Source organism: Mesorhizobium sp. M0751, assembly GCF_040320265.1.
Taxonomy (GTDB): domain Bacteria; phylum Pseudomonadota; class Alphaproteobacteria; order Rhizobiales; family Rhizobiaceae; genus Mesorhizobium.
Genome location: NZ_JAMYPH010000010.1, coordinates 138,205 through 158,867, shown reverse-complemented (window position 1 = coordinate 158,867; position 20,663 = coordinate 138,205). Strand labels below are relative to the sequence as shown.

Sequence of the window (20,663 nt, the reverse complement as noted above, 5' to 3'; positions counted from 1 at the left end):
CCGGTAATGCGTGGTCAGCCTAGGTCGGCAAGGCGAATTCACCGGCGAGTTCGATGGCGCGGCCTTCGCCGGCCGATCTCTGGGCGGCGAGACCCATGACGACGGCCCACCAGCCGTCTTGCAAGGTCACTTCCACTTTGCCTTGTCCGCACACCGCAGCGGTGAAGCGGGCGTGCTCGAAATAGGTCGAACCGTTATGGTCGCCTGCTTCGAGCAGCCGGGGGTCGACGGGAATCTCCAGCAGTCGTGGTCCAGGCGGATTGCGCGGACTGACGATCAACTGGGGCACTGGCGCAGGGCCAAGGTGGGTCGGCCAGAAACGGCCTGGTCCGGGCACCAGACATTCGATCTTTCCGTCGCCGCCGACAGCGCAGAGTTCCTCCTGGTAGCGGCTGCCCTCGGCAAACATGCACAGTTCCAGCATGGCGCGCGCGCCGCTCGCGAAATCAACCAGCACATAGCCATGGTCAAGGATATCCGGCCTCTCACCGCCATAGCGTTCGTCGAGATGGTTTACGGCCTGTCCAGCGCTCGCCATCACGCGGACGGGATCCGATTCAAGGATCAGCCGCATCAGGTCGAAGAAGTGGCAGCACTTCTCGACGAACGTGCCGCCGGTGTTGCGGTTGAAGCGGTTCCAGTCGCCGACCTTGGCCAGAAACGGGAAGCGGTGCTCGCGGACCGTCAGCATGCGGATGCCGCCGGTGGCGTGGCGCGCCTGCTCGACGAATGCGGCGACGGGCGGCATATAGCGGTATTCCATGGCCACCCAGACGAGCGGAAGCCGCGCTTTCAACAGCGCGATCCGCCCCTCGTCGGCGGTCTCGGTGAAAAGCGGTTTTTCCACCAGCACCGGCAGCGGTCGAAGTGCGGCGATCTGCTCCATCTGACTGAGGTGATGGTGGTTGGGGCTGGCGATCAAGACGCAGTCCACCTCGTCCATCGCCAGCAGCTCGGCGATCGATGCCGCCGATCGCGCGCCCGACGCCGTCGCCAGCGCCGCCGCCAACATGCCGGGGTCCGGCTCGAAGATCGCGGCCACATGCGCGTCGGGCAACAGAGCGATGTTGCGGATATGCTCGCGGCCCATCATGCCGCAGCCAATGATGCCGTAGCCGATCGATGATCTGGTCACGCTGCGTCTTCCTCCGGCCTATCTGAAACGCGTGACATACCGCGCCGCGCCCGGATCGAACCAGCTGCGGGAATATTCCGCGCTGGCGCCGTCGCCAGCCCAGGCGATACGTTCTATGAACCCCACGACCGTCCCCGGCGGTGGCCTGAACTCGAGCGGGGCCCAGTCCGGCGCAGGCGCGACGGCGACATGGTCTTCGGCGCGAACGATCGAAAAGCCGAGCGCGAGCCGGTAATGGAGATAGAGGGATTCCGACAAATCCTCGCGCTTGAGCCGCTCGGCGCGGCTGACGTCGAGCCAGATCTCCTCGACTGCGGCCGGCTCGCCGTCGAGCCGTCGCAGCCGGCGTATGCGGTGGGCTTCGCCGGCGCTGCCGAATTGCGGCAGGTCGGCGGGCTTGGGCAGCCGCTCGACTGATAGCACGTCGGCGCTCGGCAGGCCGCCACCGCCGATGCGCTCCAGGCGAAAGAAGGCATAGATCCCGAGCAAGTCGCCGCGCGCCCGCACATAGTTACCCGAGCCCTGGATGCGGTCGAGAAGGCCCTTTTCGGTCAAATCTGCCAGCGCCCGCCTGAGCGTGCCGACGGCAATCCCGAGGCTCGCGGCCATCTCGCGCTCGGGCGGCAGCCGCGCCCCGTCGGCCAGCCGTCCGGCCGCGATTTCGCGGATCAGCATTTCGCTGGTCTGCAAGTGTACAGGCAAGGGGCCACGCATCTGGCTGGATCGGTGGCCGGGGTCAGCCCTTGTCAAATGCATCCCGTGTTCCAATCGCATCCCGGTTTCGGGTTTGGCTCCAAAATTGATACAATATTGATCTACACCAAAACGAATGCTACGCAAGCCCTATTCGCAGCTCCGGACGTCATTGAAGAGTGGCCCGGACGTCTTTTCTGAAGAGTGGCAATGAGCATCGTCCCAATCACCTCGCCGGATCTCGACGCAGCCGAAGTCTCGTGGTTCGCCGCACTCTGCTCGGACGACTATCGCTATCTCGGTGTGCCGGACGGCGCGCTGCGCTCGAGCTGGGCGCATTGCTCCGAGATCGTGAAGACGTCCGAGGAACTCGGTTTCCGCAACATCCTGTGTCCGTCGTCCTATCAGGTCGGCCAGGACACGCTGAGCTTCGTTGCCGGCTGTGCGCCGATCACGTCGAAGATCAATCTGCTTGCCGCTGTGCGCTGTGGCGAGATGCAGCCGATCATGCTGGCGCGCACGATTGCGACGCTGGATCACATGCTGGAAGGCCGGCTGACGGTGAACATCATTTCATCGGACTTTCCGGGCGAGACAGCCGACAGCGCCTACCGCTATCGCCGTTCCCGCGAGGTGGTGCAGATCCTGCGCCAGGCCTGGACCAGGGACAGCATCGATTTCGAGGGCGAGGTCTATCGCTATAACGGGCTCTCGACGGCATCGGCGAAGCCCTTTCAGCAAAATGGCGGCCCGCTGCTCTATTTCGGCGGTTATTCGCCCGACGCGCTCGATCTTTGCGCCGAACAGTGCGACGTCTACCTGATGTGGCCGGAAACCAGGGAGGAGCTTGCCAGCCGCATGAAAGCCGTCCACGAACGAGCCGAGCGTCATGGGCGGACGCTCGACTACGGCCTGCGCGTCCACATGATCGTGCGCGATACCGAGGCCGAGGCAAAGGAATATGCCCGGGAGCTGGTTTCGAAGCTGGACGACGAGCAGGGCAGGGCGATCCGCGAGCGCGCGCTCGACGCCCGATCGCTCGGCGTATCGCACCAGGCCAGGAACCGCCAGATCGCCGATGCCGAAGGCTATGTCGAGCCGCATTTGTGGACCGGTGTCGGGCGGGCGCGCTCGGGTTGCGGCGCGGCGCTGGTGGGCTCGACCGATCAGGTTCTGTCGGAAGTCGAAGCGTATATGAAGATGGGGATCCGCGCTTTCATCTTTTCCGGCTACCCGCATCTCGACGAGGCGCGTCATTTCGGCACCAAGGTGTTGCCCCAGCTCAAGACATGCTCGCTCCCGCACGCCTATGGCCGGGTGCCGGAACGGATCCCGGCGACACCACTGGGAACGGGAGAGCGCCGCTGATGGAGCATGTCGTGTGTGATCCCCGCCTTTTGCGCAACGCCTTCGGACGTTTCGCCACCGGCGTCACGGTCGTCACCACCGGCACGGCCGACGGCCCGGTCGCAATCACTGCCAACAGCTTCTCATCCGTGTCGCTCGATCCGCCGCTGGTGCTCTGGTCAATCGGCCGCCACTCGCGCCGGTTCGAAGCCTTCGCCAATTCCGCGCACTACGCCATTCACGTGTTGGCGGAAGATCAAATCGATCTGTGCTGGCGCTTTTCGAAGTCGGGGACGGACTTTGCCGATCTTGACCTGTCGTGGAGCGAGCACGGCGTGCCATTGCTGCCGCGCGCACTGGCGCGGTTCGAATGCAGCGTCGTCGACCGCTTCCCGGCTGGCGACCATATGATCCTGCTTGGATGTGTCCTTGAACTGGAGACGCAAGAGGGTTTGCCGCTGCTCTTTGCTGGCGGCAAGTCGCGCGCTCAAAAGGCCAACTGATGACCGCCGCTTCGGGCTGGTGCCGTCGACTGGCGCACCACGAGATTGCAGGCAAGTTCGACGCGACGCGGCGGCGACCCCGAATGGGCCATATCGTCGAGCAGCAGGCTAAGCGCCGCCGATCCGATCTCGCGCATAGGAATGTGCATCGCCGTCAGCGGCGGATTGCAGAAGGCAGCGAGCGGCAAGTCGTCCATACCGACCACGGACACGTCGCCAGGCACCGAGTATCCGGCCTCCTGGACGCCGGCGATGGCACCAAACGCCAAGCTGTCGCCAGCCGTCAGCACGGCGGTGAAATCGAGGCCGCGGGCCGCGATGCGCTCGCTGACGGCCCTGCTCGCAAGTTCCGGCAGCCAGTCCTGCACCTCGACCACGAAGTCGTCGAAGCCGGCAATGCCGGCCGTGATCAGCGCGTCGCGCCAACCTTCGTAGCGCCGCTCGATCGTGCGCCGGCCACGCCGCATCAGGAACAGGATGCGGCGGTGGCCGAGGCCGATCAGATGCTGCGCCGCAAGCATGGCGGCAGAGCGATTGCAGGGCGTCACGCTCGAATGGCGCATCGAGGGATCGTCGCCGTTGACGAGCACGATCGGTTTGGCGAATCCGGCTGTCAGCGTCAGCACATCGTCATCGTCCAGCGTCAGAAACAGGCAACCGGCGACGCTGTCGTCGCGCTCGGATTCACGCAGCAGCGCGATTTCGTCCTCGGGCGCCGAAACCGGCCGGGTCACCAGTTCGACGCCCAGCAACCGGGCACGCTCGTTGAGCCCGTCAAGGACATGGTAGGTGAACTGATTGCGGGCACTGTCCACCATTGCCACGCTGCTTGCGGCCAGGATGACCTTGCGGCCGGCAACCGAGGCGGGAACGGCATAGTTCATCGACTTCGCCGTTTCGATGATCTTGGCACGAAGCTCATCCCTCACGCCACCGACGCCGCTCAGCGCACGAGAGGCGGTGCTGACCGACACGCCGCAACGCGCCGCGATCTCTTCAAGTCGAATGCGGCGGCTGGGGCGGCCGCGCTTGCCCTGGATATTCATCCGCTCCGTCACCTCCGGCAAAGTCATCCGATTAATGCAAAAAATTTTCAGATTGCGCAAGAAAAATGGCTGTGAAACAGTTCCGATGAAGCGGGAGAAACGGGAGGAGTGATGCCGCTATCGGCCGAACGCCTGAATTCCGTGCTTGCCAGCCTTGTGGCCGGCATGACCGGGTTGCGTCATGACGGGCGGTTCCATGAGCCGAATCTCGACGGCACGCCGGGCGACTATGTCAGCTTCGACAGCTGGGAATGGCCGCAAGGCGTCGGGCTCTACGGGCTGGTTCGGCTGTGGGCGCAGACCGGCGACGATCGGCTGCTGCAGACGATCGAGGCCTGGTACGACCGACGCATCGCTGCCGGTCTCCCTGCGATGAACGTCAACACCACCGCGCCCCTTTTGGCGCTAAGCGAATTGTGGCGGCGCCGGCGCCAGCCGCGCTTCGAGCCGGTGCTGCGCGAATGGGCCGAGCGGGTGGCCACCGCCTTGCCGCGGACGCCCGAAGGCGGTTTCCAGCATGATGTTTCGGACCGGGTCAACGAGGACGAATTGTGGGACGACACGCTGTTCATGGTGGCGCTGTTCCTCGCATCGTATGGCCAGGCTGCCGGCCAACGTCGCTTCGTCGAAGAAGCAGAAAGGCAATTCCTGGTCCACGCCCGTTATCTCGCCGACCCGGCATCAGGGCTGTGGTTTCACGGCTGGACGTTCGCGGGACGGCACAATTTCGCCCGTGCGCGTTGGGCGAGAGGCAATGCCTGGATTACCGTCGGTATCCTCGAACTGGTGGAGTTCGCCGAAATTGCGCCTTCGGTCCGGGCCTATCTGCTCGGCGTGCTGGAGACGCAGATCAACGCCCTGCTCGAGGTGCAGGCAGGTTCGGGGGCATGGCACACTCTGCTCGACGACCCGACGTCTTACGAGGAGATTTCCGCCACGGCCGGCTTCGGCTACGGGTTGATGAAGGCCGCGCGGCTCGGCATCGGCTCGACAGAGTGCCGTGCCGCCGGCCTCCGCGCCTTGGAAGCCGTGGTGGCCAACATCGATGACAAAGGTGTGGTGGCGAACGTGTCCTATGGCACACGCATGGGCGCAGACCTGCAGTTCTATCGCGATATACCCATCCATCCGACGGGCTACGGGCAGGCGCTGGCCATTCTGTGCCTGACCGAAGGGGCGCGGCATCTGCAGGCGAACGTGGAGGCGGCATGATGCGGACGCTCTATGGCGCGTCGCCGGCCGATATTGCCGGCATGGACACGGACCGGCTGAGGGCCGAGTTCCTCGTCGACGGCTTGTTCCGGCCTGGCGCGATCGAATTCGTCTACACCCATATCGATCGCATGATCGTCGGTGGCGCGGTGCCGCTGGCCAACCCGCTAACATTCGGCAACGGGGCCGAAGTCGGCACCCCGCTCTTCTTTGACGCGCGCGAGATGGGCATCGCCAATCTCGGCGGCAATGGCGCCGTCGCGGTGGACGGCCGGCGCTTTCCCGCGGCTAACCGCGACATCGTCTATGTCGGACGCGGAGCGCGCGAGGTGACGCTGGCGAGCGACGATCCGGAGAGGCCGGCGCGCTTCTACATGAACTCGGTGCCGGCCGGCGCCGATATTGCGCACCGTCTCATCATTAGCAGCGAAGCCAAGCCGCTTGTGCTCGGCGAGGACGCTCGTGCGAACAGGCGCACGCTGCGCATGTACATCCATCCCGAAGTGGCCCCGTCCTGCCTCTTGCTGATGGGGATCACCGACCTCGCGCCGGGCAGCGTGTGGAACACGATGCCGCCGCATCTGCATGAGCGGCGCATGGAAGCTTATTGCTACTTCGACCTCGCCGAAGCCGACCGTGTAATCCATCTGATGGGCCGGCCAGACAAGACGCGCCACCTGATGGCCGCTGACGGTGACGTTGTCCTGTCGCCCGCCTGGTCTATCCATATGGGCGCCGGCACCGGCCCCTATGCTTTCGTCTGGGGCATGACCGGCGAGAACCAGGCCTACACCGATGTCGATCCAGTTGCCGTGAAGGATTTGCGATGAGCGAGGCCGCGCAAAGCGTTCGGACGGATTTTACGCTGCGCCGGCCGCTCATGGCGGGGCAGCCAATCGTCTATTGGCGGCTCGGGTCTATCGCCGAGCAACGCTACGACGTGGCCGACCAGCCCATGCAAGGCGAGATGGATCCCTTCTTCTTCCTGACCAAGCACAAGAATTTCATTCCGCATGAATATCCGTGCCGCACGCGGTTCGCGGCGGAACGACGCGGCAAGCGACCACAGGTCAGCGCCGAATTCGGCGCCGAGCGCCTCTGGCTGCCCTTCGCCTCGCCGCGCATCGACCTATCGGGCTTCTGGTTTCGGCCGACGGTGCTTGGAACCTGGGTCGAGACCACCATCGAGGTGGCCTCGAGTGGCGAGGTGATGGTGCGGCTGCGCACATGCGGCGGCGCCATACTCTTTGCCAATGGTGAGGAAGCCGGCTGGATGGCGCCCTACGGCCGCAATCTGGAAAGTGCCGAGCACTTCAAGATCGCGCTGAGGGCCGGCCGCAACGACATTCGCATATGGTTCGACGATCTCGCCGAGCGCGATGCCCGCTACTATTTCCAGCTCGATTATCTATCCGGTCCGGCTGCTTCGGTGGCACTGCCGATCGAAGTCGAGAGCGGGGTTGCCGATGCGATGGAAGCAGCCCTCGACGACATGCATTTCGAGCGTCCCGCCTATGACGGCGGCGAGGTGGCGCTCGTCACCGGCGTGGCCCTGCCGCGCGACGCGCAAGTCGAGGTCGAGATCGAGGGCGATTTCATGTCGATCGAGACGCCGGTGCGCTTCGCCTTCGATCTGCCGGCGGGCCAGACGCGGCTGCCGATCGCCGATGCCGAGCAGCTGCCGGCCGACTTTCGCCATTTCAAGGTAGCCCTGACGGTCGCAGACCATGCCGTATCGCGTGTCTTCGGCGTCGAGATATGCCACGCGCGCCGTCAGGGCGATGCGCCGGAAACGCTTACTGCGCGTATTGATGAGGCCTTGCGCGAGGTCGCCGGTCACGCCGAGGCCGACACCGTGCGCGCGCTGGCGCGCCTGGCGATCGGACAGCAGGGCGCCGAGACTGACGCCATGATCTCCGGCACGCTGCCGGCGATCGAGGATTGTCACGATTGCGCCGACTTCATCCTGGTGCCGCTGTTGTGGTGCCGCAAGGCCTATGGCGATCGGCTGGAAGTGAGCCTGCGGGAGCGCGTCGACAACGCCATCCTCGGCTATCGCTACTGGATGGACGAGCCCGGCAATGATGTGCAGTGGTACTTCTCCGAGAACCACGCGCTGCTCTTCCACACCGCCGCCTATATTGCGGGAGTGCTGTTGCCCGATTCACGGTTCGTGCGGTCGGGCCGCCTTGGCCGCGAACAGTCCGCGGTTGGAGCCGCGCGGGTACGCGCCTGGCTCGACCATTTCGAGGCATGGGAGATGGCCGAGTTCAACTCGGCGCCCTATTTCCCGATCGACCTCAAGGGCCTGTGTGCGCTCTACGCGCTGGCCCCGGACTGGGACATCGCCGAACGTGCCGGCAAGGCAATCACACGCCTGCTTGAAATCGTCGCCCGCTCGGCGCATCGCGGCATCCTCACCGGGGCGCAGGGCCGCTCCTATGAGCACACGCTGCGCGCCGCGCGTTCCCTGGAATTATCCGGCATCTGCCGCATGCTTTGGGGCAAGGGCAATTACGGCATGCGCTTTCACGCGCTGCCGCAGCTGGCACTCTGCCTGCGGGATCACGATTTGAGCGTTCCGGAGGGGTTGGCAGCAATTGCTTCCCTTACCGGCGATGCGGCGTGGGAATGGACTTTTGCGCAGGGACAAGACCGCTTCGCGCGGCTCTACCACTATAAGACGCGCGACCATGCGATGGGCAGCGCCGCTGGCTACCGCTGGAATCAATGGGGTTATCAGGAGACCGTCATTCACGCCCGGCTCGGCAAGAATCCGGATGCGCAGATCTGGATCAACCACCCCGGCGAAGTGCTGCAGTCGGGATATGGCAGACCATCATATTGGGGTGGTTCAGGCACTTTGCCCCGGCTTCACCAATACCGCGACCTCGCGATAGTCAGCTTCTCCTGCTCGGATGAACAGCCCGACTTTACACACGCCTGGTTCCCCGCAAGCGTCTTCGATGCCGTGCAAGTGGCTGGCGATCGGGCGTTCGCGCAATCTGGCGACGCCTTCGTCATGCTGAAAACGGATGTTCCGCTCACGCAGGTCGTGGCCGGCCCGACCGCCGGCAACGAGTTGCGGGCGGCGGGACGCAGGACGACATGGATCGTTCGCCTCGGTGACCGGGATGCCAATCTGCCGGCACTCGACACCTGGGCGGGCGCCTTTGCCGGCCTGTCGGTGCGGTCGGGTCCCGACGGCGAATTGATCGTCGACGACCCGGAGTACGGCACGGTGCATTTCCTCGCCGACGCAAGGATCGTGGCTGAGGGACGTACACTCGATCCGACCAACTGGACCGTGCGCGGCGAGGCGATGCGCATGAAGCACAGAGAGTAGGGAGGAAATCGGCTGCGACGCTCAAGAGGAGAGGGCGTGGCAGCTTGAACCATCGGGGCCCCGCCCTGGTAAAGGAGGAGACGAAGCATGAATAAGACCCGCACTTTGCTGGCCGCGCTATCGGTCAGCCTGCTCGCATCGACCAGCGCGTTTGCCGGCGACGTGCGCATCATGTGGTATTCGGACGGTGTCGAAGGCGATGTCATCCAGGACATCCTGAACCGCTTCATGAAGGACAATCCCGACATCCACGTCACGCTCGACAACGTCGCCTACAAGGTGATCCAGGAGCAGCTGCCCATCCAGCTCGAAGCCGGCCAGGGTCCGGACATCGCCCGCGTCACCAACATCAAGGAGCTTGCCCAGCATTGGCTCGATCTCAGGCCACTGCTGGCCGATCCGAAATATTGGGAGGACAATTTCGCCGACACGCTGGACTGGATGCGCCCCGACGGCTCCAACGCCATCCCGGGTTTCATGACCCAGCTCACGCTCACCGGCGGCTTCGCCAACAAGACGCTGTTCGAACAGGCCGGCGTGCCGCTGCCCGGCGACAAGGCGACCTGGGACGACTGGATCAAAGCCGCCGCCGAGGTGGCGAAGAGCCAGCAGCTTCCGGCTGCCTTCGCCATCGACCGTTCCGGTCACCGCATTTCGGGCCCGAATGTCTCCTTCGGAGCGAACTATATCGGCCCCGATGGCATGCCGGCGAAAGTCGACGACGGCACCAAGGCGTTCGTCGGCAAGCTGGTCGACTGGACCGCCAAGGGCCTGATGCTGAAGGATACCTGGGTGTCGGCGGCAGGCTCGACCTATCGCGCGGCCGCCGACGACTTCATCAACGCCCAGATCCCGTTCTACTATTCGGGCAGCTGGCAGGTCGCCAATCTGTCGACCAAGATCGGCGACAGTTTCGACTGGGTGGCGACCGGCTCGCCCTGCGGTACTGCAGGATGTTCGGGCGTGAAGGGCGGCGCGGCGCTGGTCGCCATCAAATACACGAAGAATCCCAAGGACGTCGCCAAGGTCATGGATTATCTGGCCCGTGAAGACGTGGTGAAGGAGTTCAGCGAGCGCACGCTGTTTCTGCCCGCGCACAAGGGCGTCGTAGACAAGGGCGGGCTGAAATGGGTCTCTGCCGACAAGAACGTCGGTCCGGCGCTCGACAAGTTCGTCAAGGCGGCGGGTGAAACCCTGCCGGCGGCCGATGCGCTGCCGCCGTGGAAGTGGGCCAACGCTTACTTCGCCGCGCTGGTGACGCGCGTCAGCCAGGTGATGGCCGGCGAGCTCAGCCTCGACGATGCCTGGGGCAGGATCGACCAGGATATCGCCGACAAGGTTGCCGAGGCGAAGTGACCGCCGCCGCGACACTGAAGGCATGGACTGGCGCCGCCCTCGCGGCGCCGGTCGTGTGGCTGGCGTCGATCCTCAACGTGCCGCTGAAGTTCTGGCAGCGCGCGACGGGCACCGGCGGCATGGCCGCGTTCTTCCTCGCCCCAAACATGGCGATCTTCGGCATTTTCGTCCTGGTGCCGATGATCATCAACTTTTTCTATTCGGCCACGTCGGGAACGGCCTACTTCCTGCAGGACCGAACCTATGTGGGGCTCGAGCAATACCGGCGCCTGCTCGATTGCGGCAACTACCTGGACACTGCCACTTGCCACGAGGACCTCTTCTGGAAGGCCGTGCACAATACGGGCCTGTTCGTCGTCGTGCAGGTGGCGCTGATGACGGTCGTGTCAATGGCGACAGCGTTGATCCTCAACCGCGAGATCGTCGGGCGCAGCTTCTGGCGGGCGGTGTTCTTCTTTCCGGTGCTGCTGTCGCCCGTCGTCACCGGCCTGATCTGGCGTTGGATCCTGCAGCGCCAGGGCCTGCTCAACCTGATCGTCCATGATCTGGGCGGCGAGCCGCACAACTGGCTGACCGACCGTTTCTGGGCTTTCACCGCCGCGGTCAGCGTTTCGGTCTGGGCCCATATGGGCTTCTATACGCTGATCTTGCTTGCCGGATTGCAGGCGATCCCGCGCGACCTTTACGAAGCGGCCGAGATGGACGGCACGAAACCGGCGCGGGTGTTCTGGCGCATCACGCTGCCGCTGCTAATGCCGAACCTGCTTGTCGTCATCGTACTGACGCTGATCCGCGCCGTGCAGATCTTCGACGAAGTCTATGTGCTGACGGGTGGAGGGCCGGGAACCTCGACCCTCTATATCACACAGTACATCTATGAGATCGGCTTCGCCTCCCTGCTGCGCAATCCGGGGCTGGCTTCGGCGGCTTCGATCCTGATGGGGTTGGTGCTGGTCGTGCTCACCTTGGTTCAACTGCAGGTCGGACGCCGGGGTGAGCGGAAAGGAGCCCGCGCATGAGCGTCGTCATGACATTCCTGACCCGCCGGCGCGGCGGTCGCGGCTGGCACTGGACGGATATCGTGAGCTGGCTGTGGCTGGTCGGCGGCGTTGTCATCATGTTCGGTCCGGCCGTCTGGCTGGTGGGTTCGTCATTCAAGACGCCCGCACAGCTCGCCGAGTTCCCGCCGACCATAATGCCTTATGTCAGCCAACAGGCGAGGGTTGAAGGCTACGAAAAGCCGCTGGCCCTCTACAGGGTCAAGCTGCCGGATGGTTCGACCAAGGTGCTGGCCGAGGTGCGGCGCATCGGCATCATGGCGCAGATGGTGGACCCGCAGGCGCCGAACGATGTCGTGAAGGTCAACATCGCCGACCGGCAGCCGGTGCGCGAAATCGGCTTCGCGACGGAGAACTACACCGAGCCCTTCATCCATTTCGACTTCCTGCGCTATCTGCGTAATTCGGTTTTTGTGACGGCAATGGCGACGCTGATCACGCTGCTCACCAATTCGATGGCCGCCTTCGCCTTGTCAAAATACAAGTTCCGCGGTCGTGATCTGACGATGCTTGTGATCGTCGGTACGCTGATGGTGCCGCTGTCGGTCATCCTGGTGCCGCTCTATTCGGTGGTGGGCGCCGTCGGGCTGCTCGATTCGCTGTGGGGCGTGATCTTGCCGACCGTGGCGACGCCAACCGGCGTCTTCCTGCTGCGCCAATATATGCTGACCATCCCCGACGAGCTGCTCGACGCGGCGCGCATGGACAACGCTTCCGAATGGCAGATCTACTGGCGCATCGTATTGCCGCTCGCAGCACCGGCGCTCGCCGTGCTGGCGATCTTCTCGGTCGTCTGGCGCTGGAACGACTTTCTGTGGCCGCTGGTGGTGCTGTCGCGCAAGGAACTCTACACACTCCAGGTCGGCCTCAACACCTATGCCGGCCAGCTAAACGTGCAGTGGCACTACATACTGGCGATGACCGTGGTGACGATGATCCCCGTCGTTCTCGTCTTCGTCTTCCTGCAGCGTTACATCACTTCCGGCATTGCCGGCACCGGGCTGAAGTGAGGATGTCATGGGACGGATAACGCTGACCAACATCGATCGGGCTTACGGCAAGATGAAGATCCTGCACGGCATCAATCTTGACGTCGGTGACGGCGAGATGCTGGTCCTCGTCGGTCCGTCGGGTTGCGGCAAGTCCACGCTGCTGCGGTTGATTGCCGGGCTCGATCGACCGACCGACGGCAAGATCGAGATCGACGGGGTCGACGTCACCAACGTTTCGGCCGCGCAGCGCGGTCTGGCGATGGTGTTCCAGTCTTACGCGCTCTATCCGCACATGAGCGTGCGCCAGAACCTCGCCTTCGGGCTTGAAAACATCCGTATGCCGAAAGCCGAGATCGACGCGCGGATCACGGAAGCGACGCGCATGTTGGAAATTGCTCCCTATCTAGACCGCCGGCCCGGTCAATTGTCGGGCGGTCAGAAGCAGCGCGTGGCGATCGGCCGTGCGGTGGTGCGCAATCCGACCGCCTTTCTGCTCGATGAACCGCTGTCCAACCTCGATGCCGAACTGCGCATCACCATGCGTGCTGAACTGGCGGGCCTGCACCGGCGGCTGGCAACCACGATGATCTACGTCACCCATGACCAGATCGAGGCGATGACGCTGGCGGACCGCATCGTGGTCATGCGCTCGGGGCGGATCGAGCAGGTCGGCCGGCCGCTCGATCTCTACAACGCGCCGGCCAACCTGTTCGTCGCCGGCTTCATCGGCGCGCCGCGGATGAACCTGCTGCCGGTAAAGGTGCGTTCGGCAAGCGCCGCCGAGGTGCGTGTCGAAGGTCCAGGCGGGCTGTCGGCCTCGGTCGCGGCCGACGGAGTCGCGCTGAAACCGGGGGACGACGCGACGCTTGGCATCCGGCCACACGACATCCAACTTTCGGATGGCAGCAAGGGATCGGTGGAAGCGCGGGTAGTGCTGGCCGAGGCGTTGGGACCGGAAACAGTGGTCCACGCCACCATTGCCGGCGACAGCAAACTGATCGCCGTTCTCAAGCAGCAGGGCGTTGAAACGCAAGGCCCGCCGATCAACCTCGCCCTGGCGTCGGAGCGTATGCATCTCTTCGATGCCGCCGGGCTGCGTGTCGCACCGCGTTAGCCGGAGGCAAGATAGCGGGTTGCTTTCATGAACCGTCGTGACTGCCGCACAGCGGACGCGTGCTGCGCGCGCTTTTCAAAATAGGTGAACGTTAAGGCACCCGAACTCTTCAAGCGGGCGCTCCCTGCGATCATTGCTGCCACGGAATGTCCAGAGTTTCGGCAATACGGAGCTCGGCGCCGGCACGTTCGCGCGCCTGAGGAATCCGGCTGAATGATAATACGACCTGTGCTGAGGTTCAGTACGAACCACCGATCAGGGCAGATGGGATGTTCGTCCGCGTGATAGCGGCGAGGCCGTGAAATCCGCGATCGTTCTGCAGTTCTGCTTTGTTGCAGAACCGCAGCTCGACGGAGACGTTCTCGTGAAACTGTACTGCGCACCATGGGCTTCCAGCCTTGCCGAACATCTCGCTCTTCGGGAGGCGGATACCTCCTTCGATAGCGAGCGCATCGACCGGGTGTCGAGGCAATCATGAGCCGAGCCAGCAAGATCGCAATCGTCATCGTTGCCCTTATGGTGATTCCAATGGCAGCTATATGGAGCTGGCAATGGTTCACGCGGGGCCGGTTCGAGGAAACGACCGATAACGCCTATCTCCGCGGAGACATTACCAGCATCGCTCCGAAGCTTGCCGGTTACGTCGTCGAAGTCGACATAGACGACAATGCCAGTGTGTCTAAGGGTGCTGTTCTGTTTCGCATCGACGACAGCGACTACAAGGCCAAGGCGGAGCAGGCGAAAGCCAACGTCGCCGCTCGGCAGGCGGAAATCGCCAACATCAAGGCGACCCGTGAACTGCAGGACGCATTGATCGCGCAGGCTGAGGCGCAGAAGCAATCTGCCGCAGCCGACCTGCAATTCGCCCGCGCCAACCTGAACCGCTACGTCACGCTGCAGAAGAACGGGACCGCAAGCGATCAGAAGCTGCAGGATGCGCAGGCCGGCCATGACAAGGCAAAGGCATCGCTGGACGGCACAGAGGCCAATCTGCTGGCTCAAAAGTTGAAGCTCGGTGTTCTGGATGCACAATTGTCCGGTGCGCAGGCAGCCCTGTCGCAGGCACAGGCAGCGCTCGACCTGGCGATGCTTGACCTGGCCAACACCGTCGTGCGGGCCCCGGTCGACGGCATCGTCGGCAATCGCCAGATCCGTGTCGGCCGCTATGTCAACCCAGGGACAGCAGCCCTGGACATCGTTCCGGTTAACGATGTCTGGATCGTCGCCAATTTCAAGGAAACACAGCTGAAGCAGGTTGAGATCGGCCAACGCGTCCGCGTCATGGTTGACGAATATCCAGATCTGCAAATCGACGGCCTTGTCGACAGCTTCGCTCCCGGCAGTGGCGCGGCATTCAGCCTGCTGCCGCCGGACAATGCCACCGGAAACTTCATCCGCGTCGTCCAACGCGTGCCGGTCAAGATCAGGATGACGCGCAATCCGTTGCCCGGCCGCCTGGTTCCGGGACTCTCGGCTCGTGTTGCCATCACCGTCGGCACCAGGGATGCTCCGGCAGTAGCGCAGGAAATGCAGACAGGCGGGACCGCGGACGGGCGCTCAGCACAATGATGCACCTCGCCGAAACGGCGGCTGTGCAGCGCCATCCCGGCACCCTGCGCGCTTGCTTGATAGCAACCGGCGTCGTGCTTGCCGCCTTCATGGACGCGGTCGCATCCACCGCACTGTCCATCGGCCGGATCGACATGCTCGGCGACACCTACGCAACGTTGGACGAACTGGCGATGATCGACGTTGTTTTCATCGCGGCCAAGCTGACGGCGTTCCTTGTCGCTCCGCTTCTTGTGACGGCAGCCAGGCCGACCGCCTGCTTGCGCGCGGGGGTTGTCGCCCTTCTGCTGGCATCCGCGACCTTGACGTTGTCGGTGGACCTCACCTGGATTTGCATCTGCCGCATTGTCCAAGGACTGGCCGGCGGCACAGTTCTCGTCGCCGGCCAGACACTACTGTTCTTTCGCTTCCCGCACCGGCATCAGCCCGTCGTTCAGGCGGTTTTTGCCGTAGGCGCCGTCATGGCTCCGACGACCGTCACGCCGGCCCTGCAGGGCTGGCTTGTCGATCATCTGACCTGGGAGTGGATATTCCTGAGCATCAGTCCGCTCGGCATCGTCTCCCTTCTCCTTCTGGCGGCGGACGGCGATCAGACCTTTTGGCGGAAAACCAGGTTTCCTGCCGTCGGGATATTGTTGCTCGGCATCAGCGCCGCGCTTTTGACCTACGTCCTGCTGCAAGGCAGCAGGTTCAACTGGTTCGACGACACCGACATCACCTTCCTTGCCGCAACCGGTGTGACGGCCGCCGGCCTTCTGGCCGTCTGGGAGACCCGCTTTCGTTCAGAAGGCTCACTGCTGGCCATCTCGCCCCTTGGCAATCCGGACTTTCGCTTCGGCCTGCTCGTCAGCTTCGTCGCCGGCTCTGCTCTTTCAAGCAGCGCCTATCTCATTCCGGCTTTTGCCCTCAACGTGCTCGATTTTACCGCCACGGGCGCAGGAGTGCTTCTGCTGCCCAGCGGAGCCATGCTCGCGCTTGGACTTCTGTTGTCCGGCTTCGTCATCCAAAGGACCGGGATGCGCCCGATCACGCTTGCGCCATTTGGCATTCTGCTCTTCGCAGGCGCCATGTGGATGCTGTCCGCTTCGACGAGCGGTAGCGGATCACCGGATCTGACCCTTGCTCTGCTGCTGCGAGGATTCGGCCTCGGCCTTCTGTTCGTGGCACTGACGCTGGTTACACTGCAGGGCCTTGCCGCCAATGCGCTGCCGTTCGGCATCGGGCTGTTCAACTTCGGCAAGCAGGTGGGCGGTCTGACCGGCACAGCCCTCTTGCAAACGTATGTTGATCACCAGAATGCCCACAATCGGACGATACTGGCGTCCCACCTCGTCAATGGCGATCCAGCCGTAGACCAGCGCTTGAGAGCCACTGCGAACGCTCTGGCGAACAGTGTCGACGGCACTGCGGCGACCAAGGCCGCCCTGCCGCTGCTGCAGCGCGCGCTTGAGAAGCAGGTCGCCACGATCTCGTTCGACGAAGCTTTCTTCGCGCTCGTCCTGCTGTTCGCGGTCGCTGCTCCCTGTCTCATTGTCGCCAAACAATTGCTCGGCCGCCAAGCCGCTCCGCAGAACTAAACCGCGTCCAGGTTCTATACTTTGGAACAGATGTATTGGACGGGAGAGGTTTCCAGATTACCCCAAGAGCCGTGTTAACCGGACGAGACAGGGATGACGAATGCAGAGGTTTTTCCGGTTTCACTCTGGAGCCGACGAAGAGGCAGCCGAGCGTCTTACCTGTCCGGCTCGTATTCCCAGTGGTAGGTCTTGATGCATCGATCCGCGTCGCTCCTCGCGCGAGGCGATCGTTAGGGCCCCTGTAGCAGCGATATCTGCGCGCAATGCATGGATTTCCATGAGATGCAGCCGAGGCATGGCGGGCCTAGATTTAGGCGGTGAGTTCGCCTGTCCAGATATTGAAAACAAGTGCTATATCAGGCGCTGACCGTCCCCAGGCTTTTTTGTCCGACAGGAGAAGCCAATGACAGCAGCGTCCAACTCACTTGGCGAAATCGACCCCGAAGCAACGCTCGCGCTGCAAATCATCGAGAGCATGCCCGGCCATGCGTGGGCAGCCGATGCCGCCGGAAGGTTCACCTATGTCAGCCCAAACACCCTGGCGTTCCTCGGCAACACGCATGAGGATCTCAACACTTCCGAAGACGACGATGAGTTCGGCTGGCGTCGAGCCGTCCATCCCGACGATTATGATCCTGTAGCCGCCAGATGGCGGCATTGCCTCGAAACCGGCGATCCCTATGATACCGAGCATCGTCTACGGCGCGCCGATGGCGTCTATCGCTGGTTTCGAAGCTCAGGACGACCATTTCGCGATAGCCAGGGGCGCATCGTTCAATGGTACGGCACGACAATAGACATTGAGGACCAGAAGCGGGCCGAGTCAGCATTGCGTGACCGCGAGCGGGAACTCTCGCAACTGGTGGACATGGTCCCGAGTCACATCTGGCGGCTCGATCCCGACGGCGAGCCGATCTTCTTCAATGGGCGCATGGTTGACTTTGTCAGCCTCGACGTAGCGGATCTGGACCGACCGGGCATAAGCCGGCTGGCGGCGATGATACAGGCCGCCGTTCATCCGGACGACGCGGCAGCGTTCGGCGATGCACTCCATGGTTGCTTCGCTACCGGTGCGAGCTTCGCCATGCGCTATCGCCTGCGCCGTGCCGATGGCGTCTATCGCTGGATGTCGAGCCGGGCGGAGCCGATGCGCGATGACGCCGGCCGCATCGTCCAGTGGTACGGCCTCTGTCACGACATAGACGATCAGATGCACGCCGAAGCGGCGTTGCGGCAGAGCGAGCAGCAACTTCAGCACATGATCGACGCCGTGCCGGTCCGCATCTGGAGCGTGATGCCGACCGGCGGGCCGGTCTACTTCAACAAGCGATACCAGGACCATTTCCGCTCCGTTATCGCGAACTTTGATGCGCTCGGCGAGCCGGGCATCGAAACGTTGCTGCACAAGGTGATTCATCCCGAAGATGCACCCGAGGTGCAGCGCACGTTGCTGAGGTGTTTCGAAACTGGCGGCGGCTCCGCGATGCGGTTTCGCTGGCGCGAAAAAGACGGCACCTATCGCTGGGCTGAGTGCAGGGTCGAGCCGCGGCGCGATGACGACGGAACGGTCGTGCAGTGGTACGGGGTTTCTCTCGACATCGACGATGAGGTGCGCGCGCAAGCGGCGTTGCGCAAAAGCGAGCGGCGCCTTCAGCAGCTTATCGACACCGTGCCCGCTTTGATCTGGAGCACGACACGGGAAGGGACGCCTTCCTACGTCAACAAGCGGTTCACCGATGTAACCGGGGCCACGCTCCATGACATCACCGCCCCAGACGGATCGCCGTCGCTGAGCGTGATCCATCCAGACGATATCGACACCGCACGGCAGGCGATCCGCCATTCATTCGCAACGGGCGTGCCTTACGTTCAGAGATATCGCCAGAGGCGGGCCGACGGCGGCTATCGCTGGACCGAGACTCGCGCCGAGCCGCTGCGCGACGAAGATGGCAGCATTCTCCAATGGTACGGCGTGAGCGTCGACATCCATGACCTGGTGACCACGCAAGCCGCGTTGCACGACCGGGAACGAGAGCTCTCGCAACTCGTCAACATGGTTCCGAGCTACCTCTGGCGGCTGTCTCCCAACGGTGAGCCGACCTTCTTCAACAAGCGCCTGATAGATTTTCTCGGCCTGGACATAGCGGACGCGGAAAAGCCGGACACGAGCCGGTTGGCGGCCTTCATTGCCATCGTCGTCCACCCCGACGATGCAGCCAGCCTGAGGGAAGCACTCGACAGCTGCTTTGCCACCGGCGAGCGCTTCTTCATGAAGTATCGCCTGCGCCGTGCCGATGGCGCTTATCGCTGGATGGAGGGCCGCGCGGAGCCGCTGCGGGACCAGGGTGGACGCATCGTCCAATGGTACGGCCTTACGCACGACATCGACGATCAGCTGCGCGTCGAAGAAGCGCTGCGCGAGAGAGAACGCGCGCTCTGGCAGCTCGTTGAAACGCTGCCGGCAATGATCGATTGCGCCGCGCCGAACGGCGAACCGATATATCGCAGCCAGCAGCTCCGAGAATTTCTCGGATACAATCTTGAGGAGTTGGACGAAGCGGGAAAGTCCCGGCTGGCCGGCACACTCGACGCCGGTGTTCATCCCGACGACCTGACAGGTGTCAAAGAGAGATATGCCCATTGTCTGTCCACAGGCGAGCCGTATGCGCGACGGCACCGTCTGCGGCGCTTCGATGGTGAATATCGCTGGGTCGAGACGCGCGCCGCGCCGATGCGCAACGCTGAAGGCGCCATCGTGCAGTGGAACGTTATCTGCCTCGACATCGAAAATGAGGTGCGGACACAAGAGGAGCTTCGGCTGGCACAAGAGAGACTTGCGCGTGCGAGCCAGGCGGCGAGCCTTGCCGAACTCTCCGCATCCATCGCTCATGAGGTGAACCAGCCGCTGGCCGCCATCGTCGCCAACTCCAGCGCATGCCACCGTTGGCTGTCCGCCGAGCCCCCGAACGTCGAGCGCGCGAAGATCACGGCCGAGCGCATCAGCCGCGACGCCAACTCGGCGGCGGAGGTCGTCGGCCGCATCCGTGCCCTGTTCAGACCTTCGCTTGAAATGAGAACCAGCACGCCGATCCCTAGCGTCGTTGCCGAAGCACGTGACCTTATGGCCGAGGAGGCCATGCGGCGTCGCGTTCGCATGGACATCGACGTCGAAAGCAACCTTCCGCTGGTTGCGTTCGATCGCGTCCAGATCCAGCAGGTCCTGGTCAACCTCATTCGCAACGGCATGGAGGCAATGGACACCACCGCGGGCGACAAGGTTCTCGGGATGCGCGTGCGCCGGATAGAGGACACGATCCAGACCGAGGTCAGCGACCGCGGCCCGGGTATCGAACGTCTCAACAAGATATTCGAGCCGTTCTTTACAACGAAAGGGAACGGGATGGGCATGGGGCTCGCGATCTCCCGTTCGATCGTCGAGTCTCACGGCGGACGCCTTTGGGCGGAGAATAACGTGCCGCGTGGGGCGACATTCATCTTCACCCTTCCGATTGAAGCGAAAGCTGCGCAATAACGGGCGGCGCTCAGTAAGCGCTTGGTTTTTTCGGCTCTCGGTGAAGGGCCGCCGCCGCCCCGTGCAATGCATGGATTTCCATGAGGTGCGGTTGGGGCGTGGCGGGATTAGGGTGGCGACGTGAGTCCGTCAGCCCAGTCCAGCTATCAAGAGCAAGTGCTACAAGAAGCGCCGACAATCTCC

At 63.4% G+C, this 20,663-nt stretch carries 15 protein-coding genes; 12 read left to right on the top strand and 3 right to left on the bottom strand.

From position 1 onward, the window contains the following. Positions 1 to 19 precede the first annotated feature (19 nt). Positions 20 to 1,135, bottom strand: coding sequence for a Gfo/Idh/MocA family protein (locus NKI19_RS17390; RefSeq protein WP_352489647.1), 1,116 nt, complete (start codon positions 1,133 to 1,135; stop codon positions 20 to 22). An 18-nt stretch (positions 1,136 to 1,153) separates the two neighbouring features. Next, entirely contained in the window at positions 1,154 to 1,810 is a 657-nt protein-coding gene (locus NKI19_RS17385) for a GntR family transcriptional regulator (protein ID WP_352489648.1), read from the bottom strand. 228 nt (positions 1,811 to 2,038) lie between these two features. Here NKI19_RS17385 and NKI19_RS17380 point away from each other — a divergent pair, with 228 nt between their 5' ends. Both NKI19_RS17380 and NKI19_RS17375 read left to right on the top strand, forming a co-directional pair. Beyond that, on the top strand, positions 2,039 to 3,196 hold the full coding sequence (locus NKI19_RS17380; RefSeq protein ID WP_352489649.1) for an LLM class flavin-dependent oxidoreductase: 1,158 nt from the start codon (positions 2,039 to 2,041) through the stop codon (positions 3,194 to 3,196). An 11-nt stretch (positions 3,197 to 3,207) separates the two neighbouring features. Next, positions 3,208 to 3,678: a flavin reductase family protein gene (locus NKI19_RS17375; protein ID WP_352489650.1), complete on the top strand. Its 471-nt coding sequence runs from the start codon at positions 3,208 to 3,210 to the stop codon at positions 3,676 to 3,678. On the opposite strand, the gene NKI19_RS17370 is transcribed toward NKI19_RS17375, so the two are convergent. Continuing rightward, positions 3,663 to 4,724, bottom strand: a complete 1,062-nt coding sequence (locus NKI19_RS17370; RefSeq protein WP_352489651.1) for a LacI family DNA-binding transcriptional regulator — start codon at positions 4,722 to 4,724, stop codon at positions 3,663 to 3,665. The genes NKI19_RS17375 and NKI19_RS17370 overlap by 16 nt on opposite strands. A gap of 111 nt (positions 4,725 to 4,835) precedes the next feature. On the opposite strand from NKI19_RS17370, the gene bglB reads away from it, so the two are divergent. The 10 genes from bglB (at position 4,836) to NKI19_RS17320 (ending at position 20,480) form a co-directional block, all read left to right on the top strand. Then, positions 4,836 to 5,936, top strand: a complete 1,101-nt coding sequence (gene bglB, locus NKI19_RS17365) for a beta-galactosidase BglB (protein ID WP_352489652.1) — start codon at positions 4,836 to 4,838, stop codon at positions 5,934 to 5,936. Next, the gene (kduI, locus tag NKI19_RS17360) at positions 5,933 to 6,766 is read left to right on the top strand and encodes a 5-dehydro-4-deoxy-D-glucuronate isomerase (RefSeq protein WP_352565733.1); all 834 of its coding nucleotides are present in this window, start codon (positions 5,933 to 5,935) and stop codon (positions 6,764 to 6,766) included. Before bglB ends, kduI begins: the two co-directional genes overlap by 4 nt. Next, positions 6,763 to 9,282, top strand: a complete 2,520-nt coding sequence (locus tag NKI19_RS17355; protein WP_502899300.1) for a hypothetical protein — start codon at positions 6,763 to 6,765, stop codon at positions 9,280 to 9,282. The genes kduI and NKI19_RS17355 overlap by 4 nt, the downstream gene beginning before the upstream one ends. An 87-nt stretch (positions 9,283 to 9,369) precedes the next feature. Beyond that, positions 9,370 to 10,638 (top strand): ABC transporter substrate-binding protein, encoded by a 1,269-nt coding sequence (locus NKI19_RS17350; protein WP_352489655.1) that lies wholly within the window; start codon positions 9,370 to 9,372, stop codon positions 10,636 to 10,638. Next, positions 10,635 to 11,657 (top strand): carbohydrate ABC transporter permease, encoded by a 1,023-nt coding sequence (locus NKI19_RS17345; protein WP_502899299.1) that lies wholly within the window; start codon positions 10,635 to 10,637, stop codon positions 11,655 to 11,657. Before NKI19_RS17350 ends, NKI19_RS17345 begins: the two co-directional genes overlap by 4 nt. Continuing rightward, positions 11,654 to 12,706 carry a carbohydrate ABC transporter permease gene (locus tag NKI19_RS17340; RefSeq protein WP_352489656.1) on the top strand — a complete coding sequence of 351 codons (1,053 nt, stop codon included), beginning with the start codon at positions 11,654 to 11,656 and terminating at the stop codon, positions 12,704 to 12,706. Before NKI19_RS17345 ends, NKI19_RS17340 begins: the two co-directional genes overlap by 4 nt. Positions 12,707 to 12,713: 7 nt before the next feature. Continuing rightward, the gene (locus tag NKI19_RS17335) at positions 12,714 to 13,802 is read left to right on the top strand and encodes an ABC transporter ATP-binding protein (protein ID WP_352489657.1); all 1,089 of its coding nucleotides are present in this window, start codon (positions 12,714 to 12,716) and stop codon (positions 13,800 to 13,802) included. A gap of 474 nt (positions 13,803 to 14,276) precedes the next feature. Continuing rightward, a complete protein-coding gene (locus NKI19_RS17330) occupies positions 14,277 to 15,371 on the top strand; it encodes an HlyD family secretion protein (protein WP_352489659.1) in 1,095 nt (364 codons plus the stop codon). Continuing rightward, positions 15,368 to 16,948, top strand: a complete 1,581-nt coding sequence (locus NKI19_RS17325) for an MFS transporter (protein ID WP_352565731.1) — start codon at positions 15,368 to 15,370, stop codon at positions 16,946 to 16,948. The genes NKI19_RS17330 and NKI19_RS17325 overlap by 4 nt, the downstream gene beginning before the upstream one ends. Before the next feature lie 403 nt (positions 16,949 to 17,351). Continuing rightward, positions 17,352 to 20,480 carry a PAS domain-containing protein gene (locus tag NKI19_RS17320; protein ID WP_352565729.1) on the top strand — a complete coding sequence of 1,043 codons (3,129 nt, stop codon included), beginning with the start codon at positions 17,352 to 17,354 and terminating at the stop codon, positions 20,478 to 20,480. Positions 20,481 to 20,663: the final 183 nt, after the last annotated feature.

What these genes read in the sequence shown, in the direction of transcription:
- NKI19_RS17355 (WP_502899300.1), top strand. Translation starts at nt 6,763, where the DNA reads ATGAGCGAGGCCGCGCAAAGCGTTCGGACGGATTTTACGCTGCGCCGG.
- NKI19_RS17380 (WP_352489649.1), top strand. Translation starts at nt 2,039, where the DNA reads ATGAGCATCGTCCCAATCACCTCGCCGGATCTCGACGCAGCCGAAGTC.
- NKI19_RS17335 (WP_352489657.1), top strand. Translation starts at nt 12,714, where the DNA reads ATGGGACGGATAACGCTGACCAACATCGATCGGGCTTACGGCAAGATG.
- NKI19_RS17325 (WP_352565731.1), top strand. Translation starts at nt 15,368, where the DNA reads ATGATGCACCTCGCCGAAACGGCGGCTGTGCAGCGCCATCCCGGCACC.
- bglB (WP_352489652.1), top strand. Translation starts at nt 4,836, where the DNA reads ATGCCGCTATCGGCCGAACGCCTGAATTCCGTGCTTGCCAGCCTTGTG.
- NKI19_RS17350 (WP_352489655.1), top strand. Translation starts at nt 9,370, where the DNA reads ATGAATAAGACCCGCACTTTGCTGGCCGCGCTATCGGTCAGCCTGCTC.
- NKI19_RS17330 (WP_352489659.1), top strand. Translation starts at nt 14,277, where the DNA reads ATGAGCCGAGCCAGCAAGATCGCAATCGTCATCGTTGCCCTTATGGTG.
- NKI19_RS17370 (WP_352489651.1), bottom strand. Translation starts at nt 4,724, where the DNA reads ATGAATATCCAGGGCAAGCGCGGCCGCCCCAGCCGCCGCATTCGACTT.
- NKI19_RS17320 (WP_352565729.1), top strand. Translation starts at nt 17,352, where the DNA reads ATGACAGCAGCGTCCAACTCACTTGGCGAAATCGACCCCGAAGCAACG.
- kduI (WP_352565733.1), top strand. Translation starts at nt 5,933, where the DNA reads ATGATGCGGACGCTCTATGGCGCGTCGCCGGCCGATATTGCCGGCATG.
- NKI19_RS17340 (WP_352489656.1), top strand. Translation starts at nt 11,654, where the DNA reads ATGAGCGTCGTCATGACATTCCTGACCCGCCGGCGCGGCGGTCGCGGC.
- NKI19_RS17385 (WP_352489648.1), bottom strand. Translation starts at nt 1,810, where the DNA reads ATGCTGATCCGCGAAATCGCGGCCGGACGGCTGGCCGACGGGGCGCGG.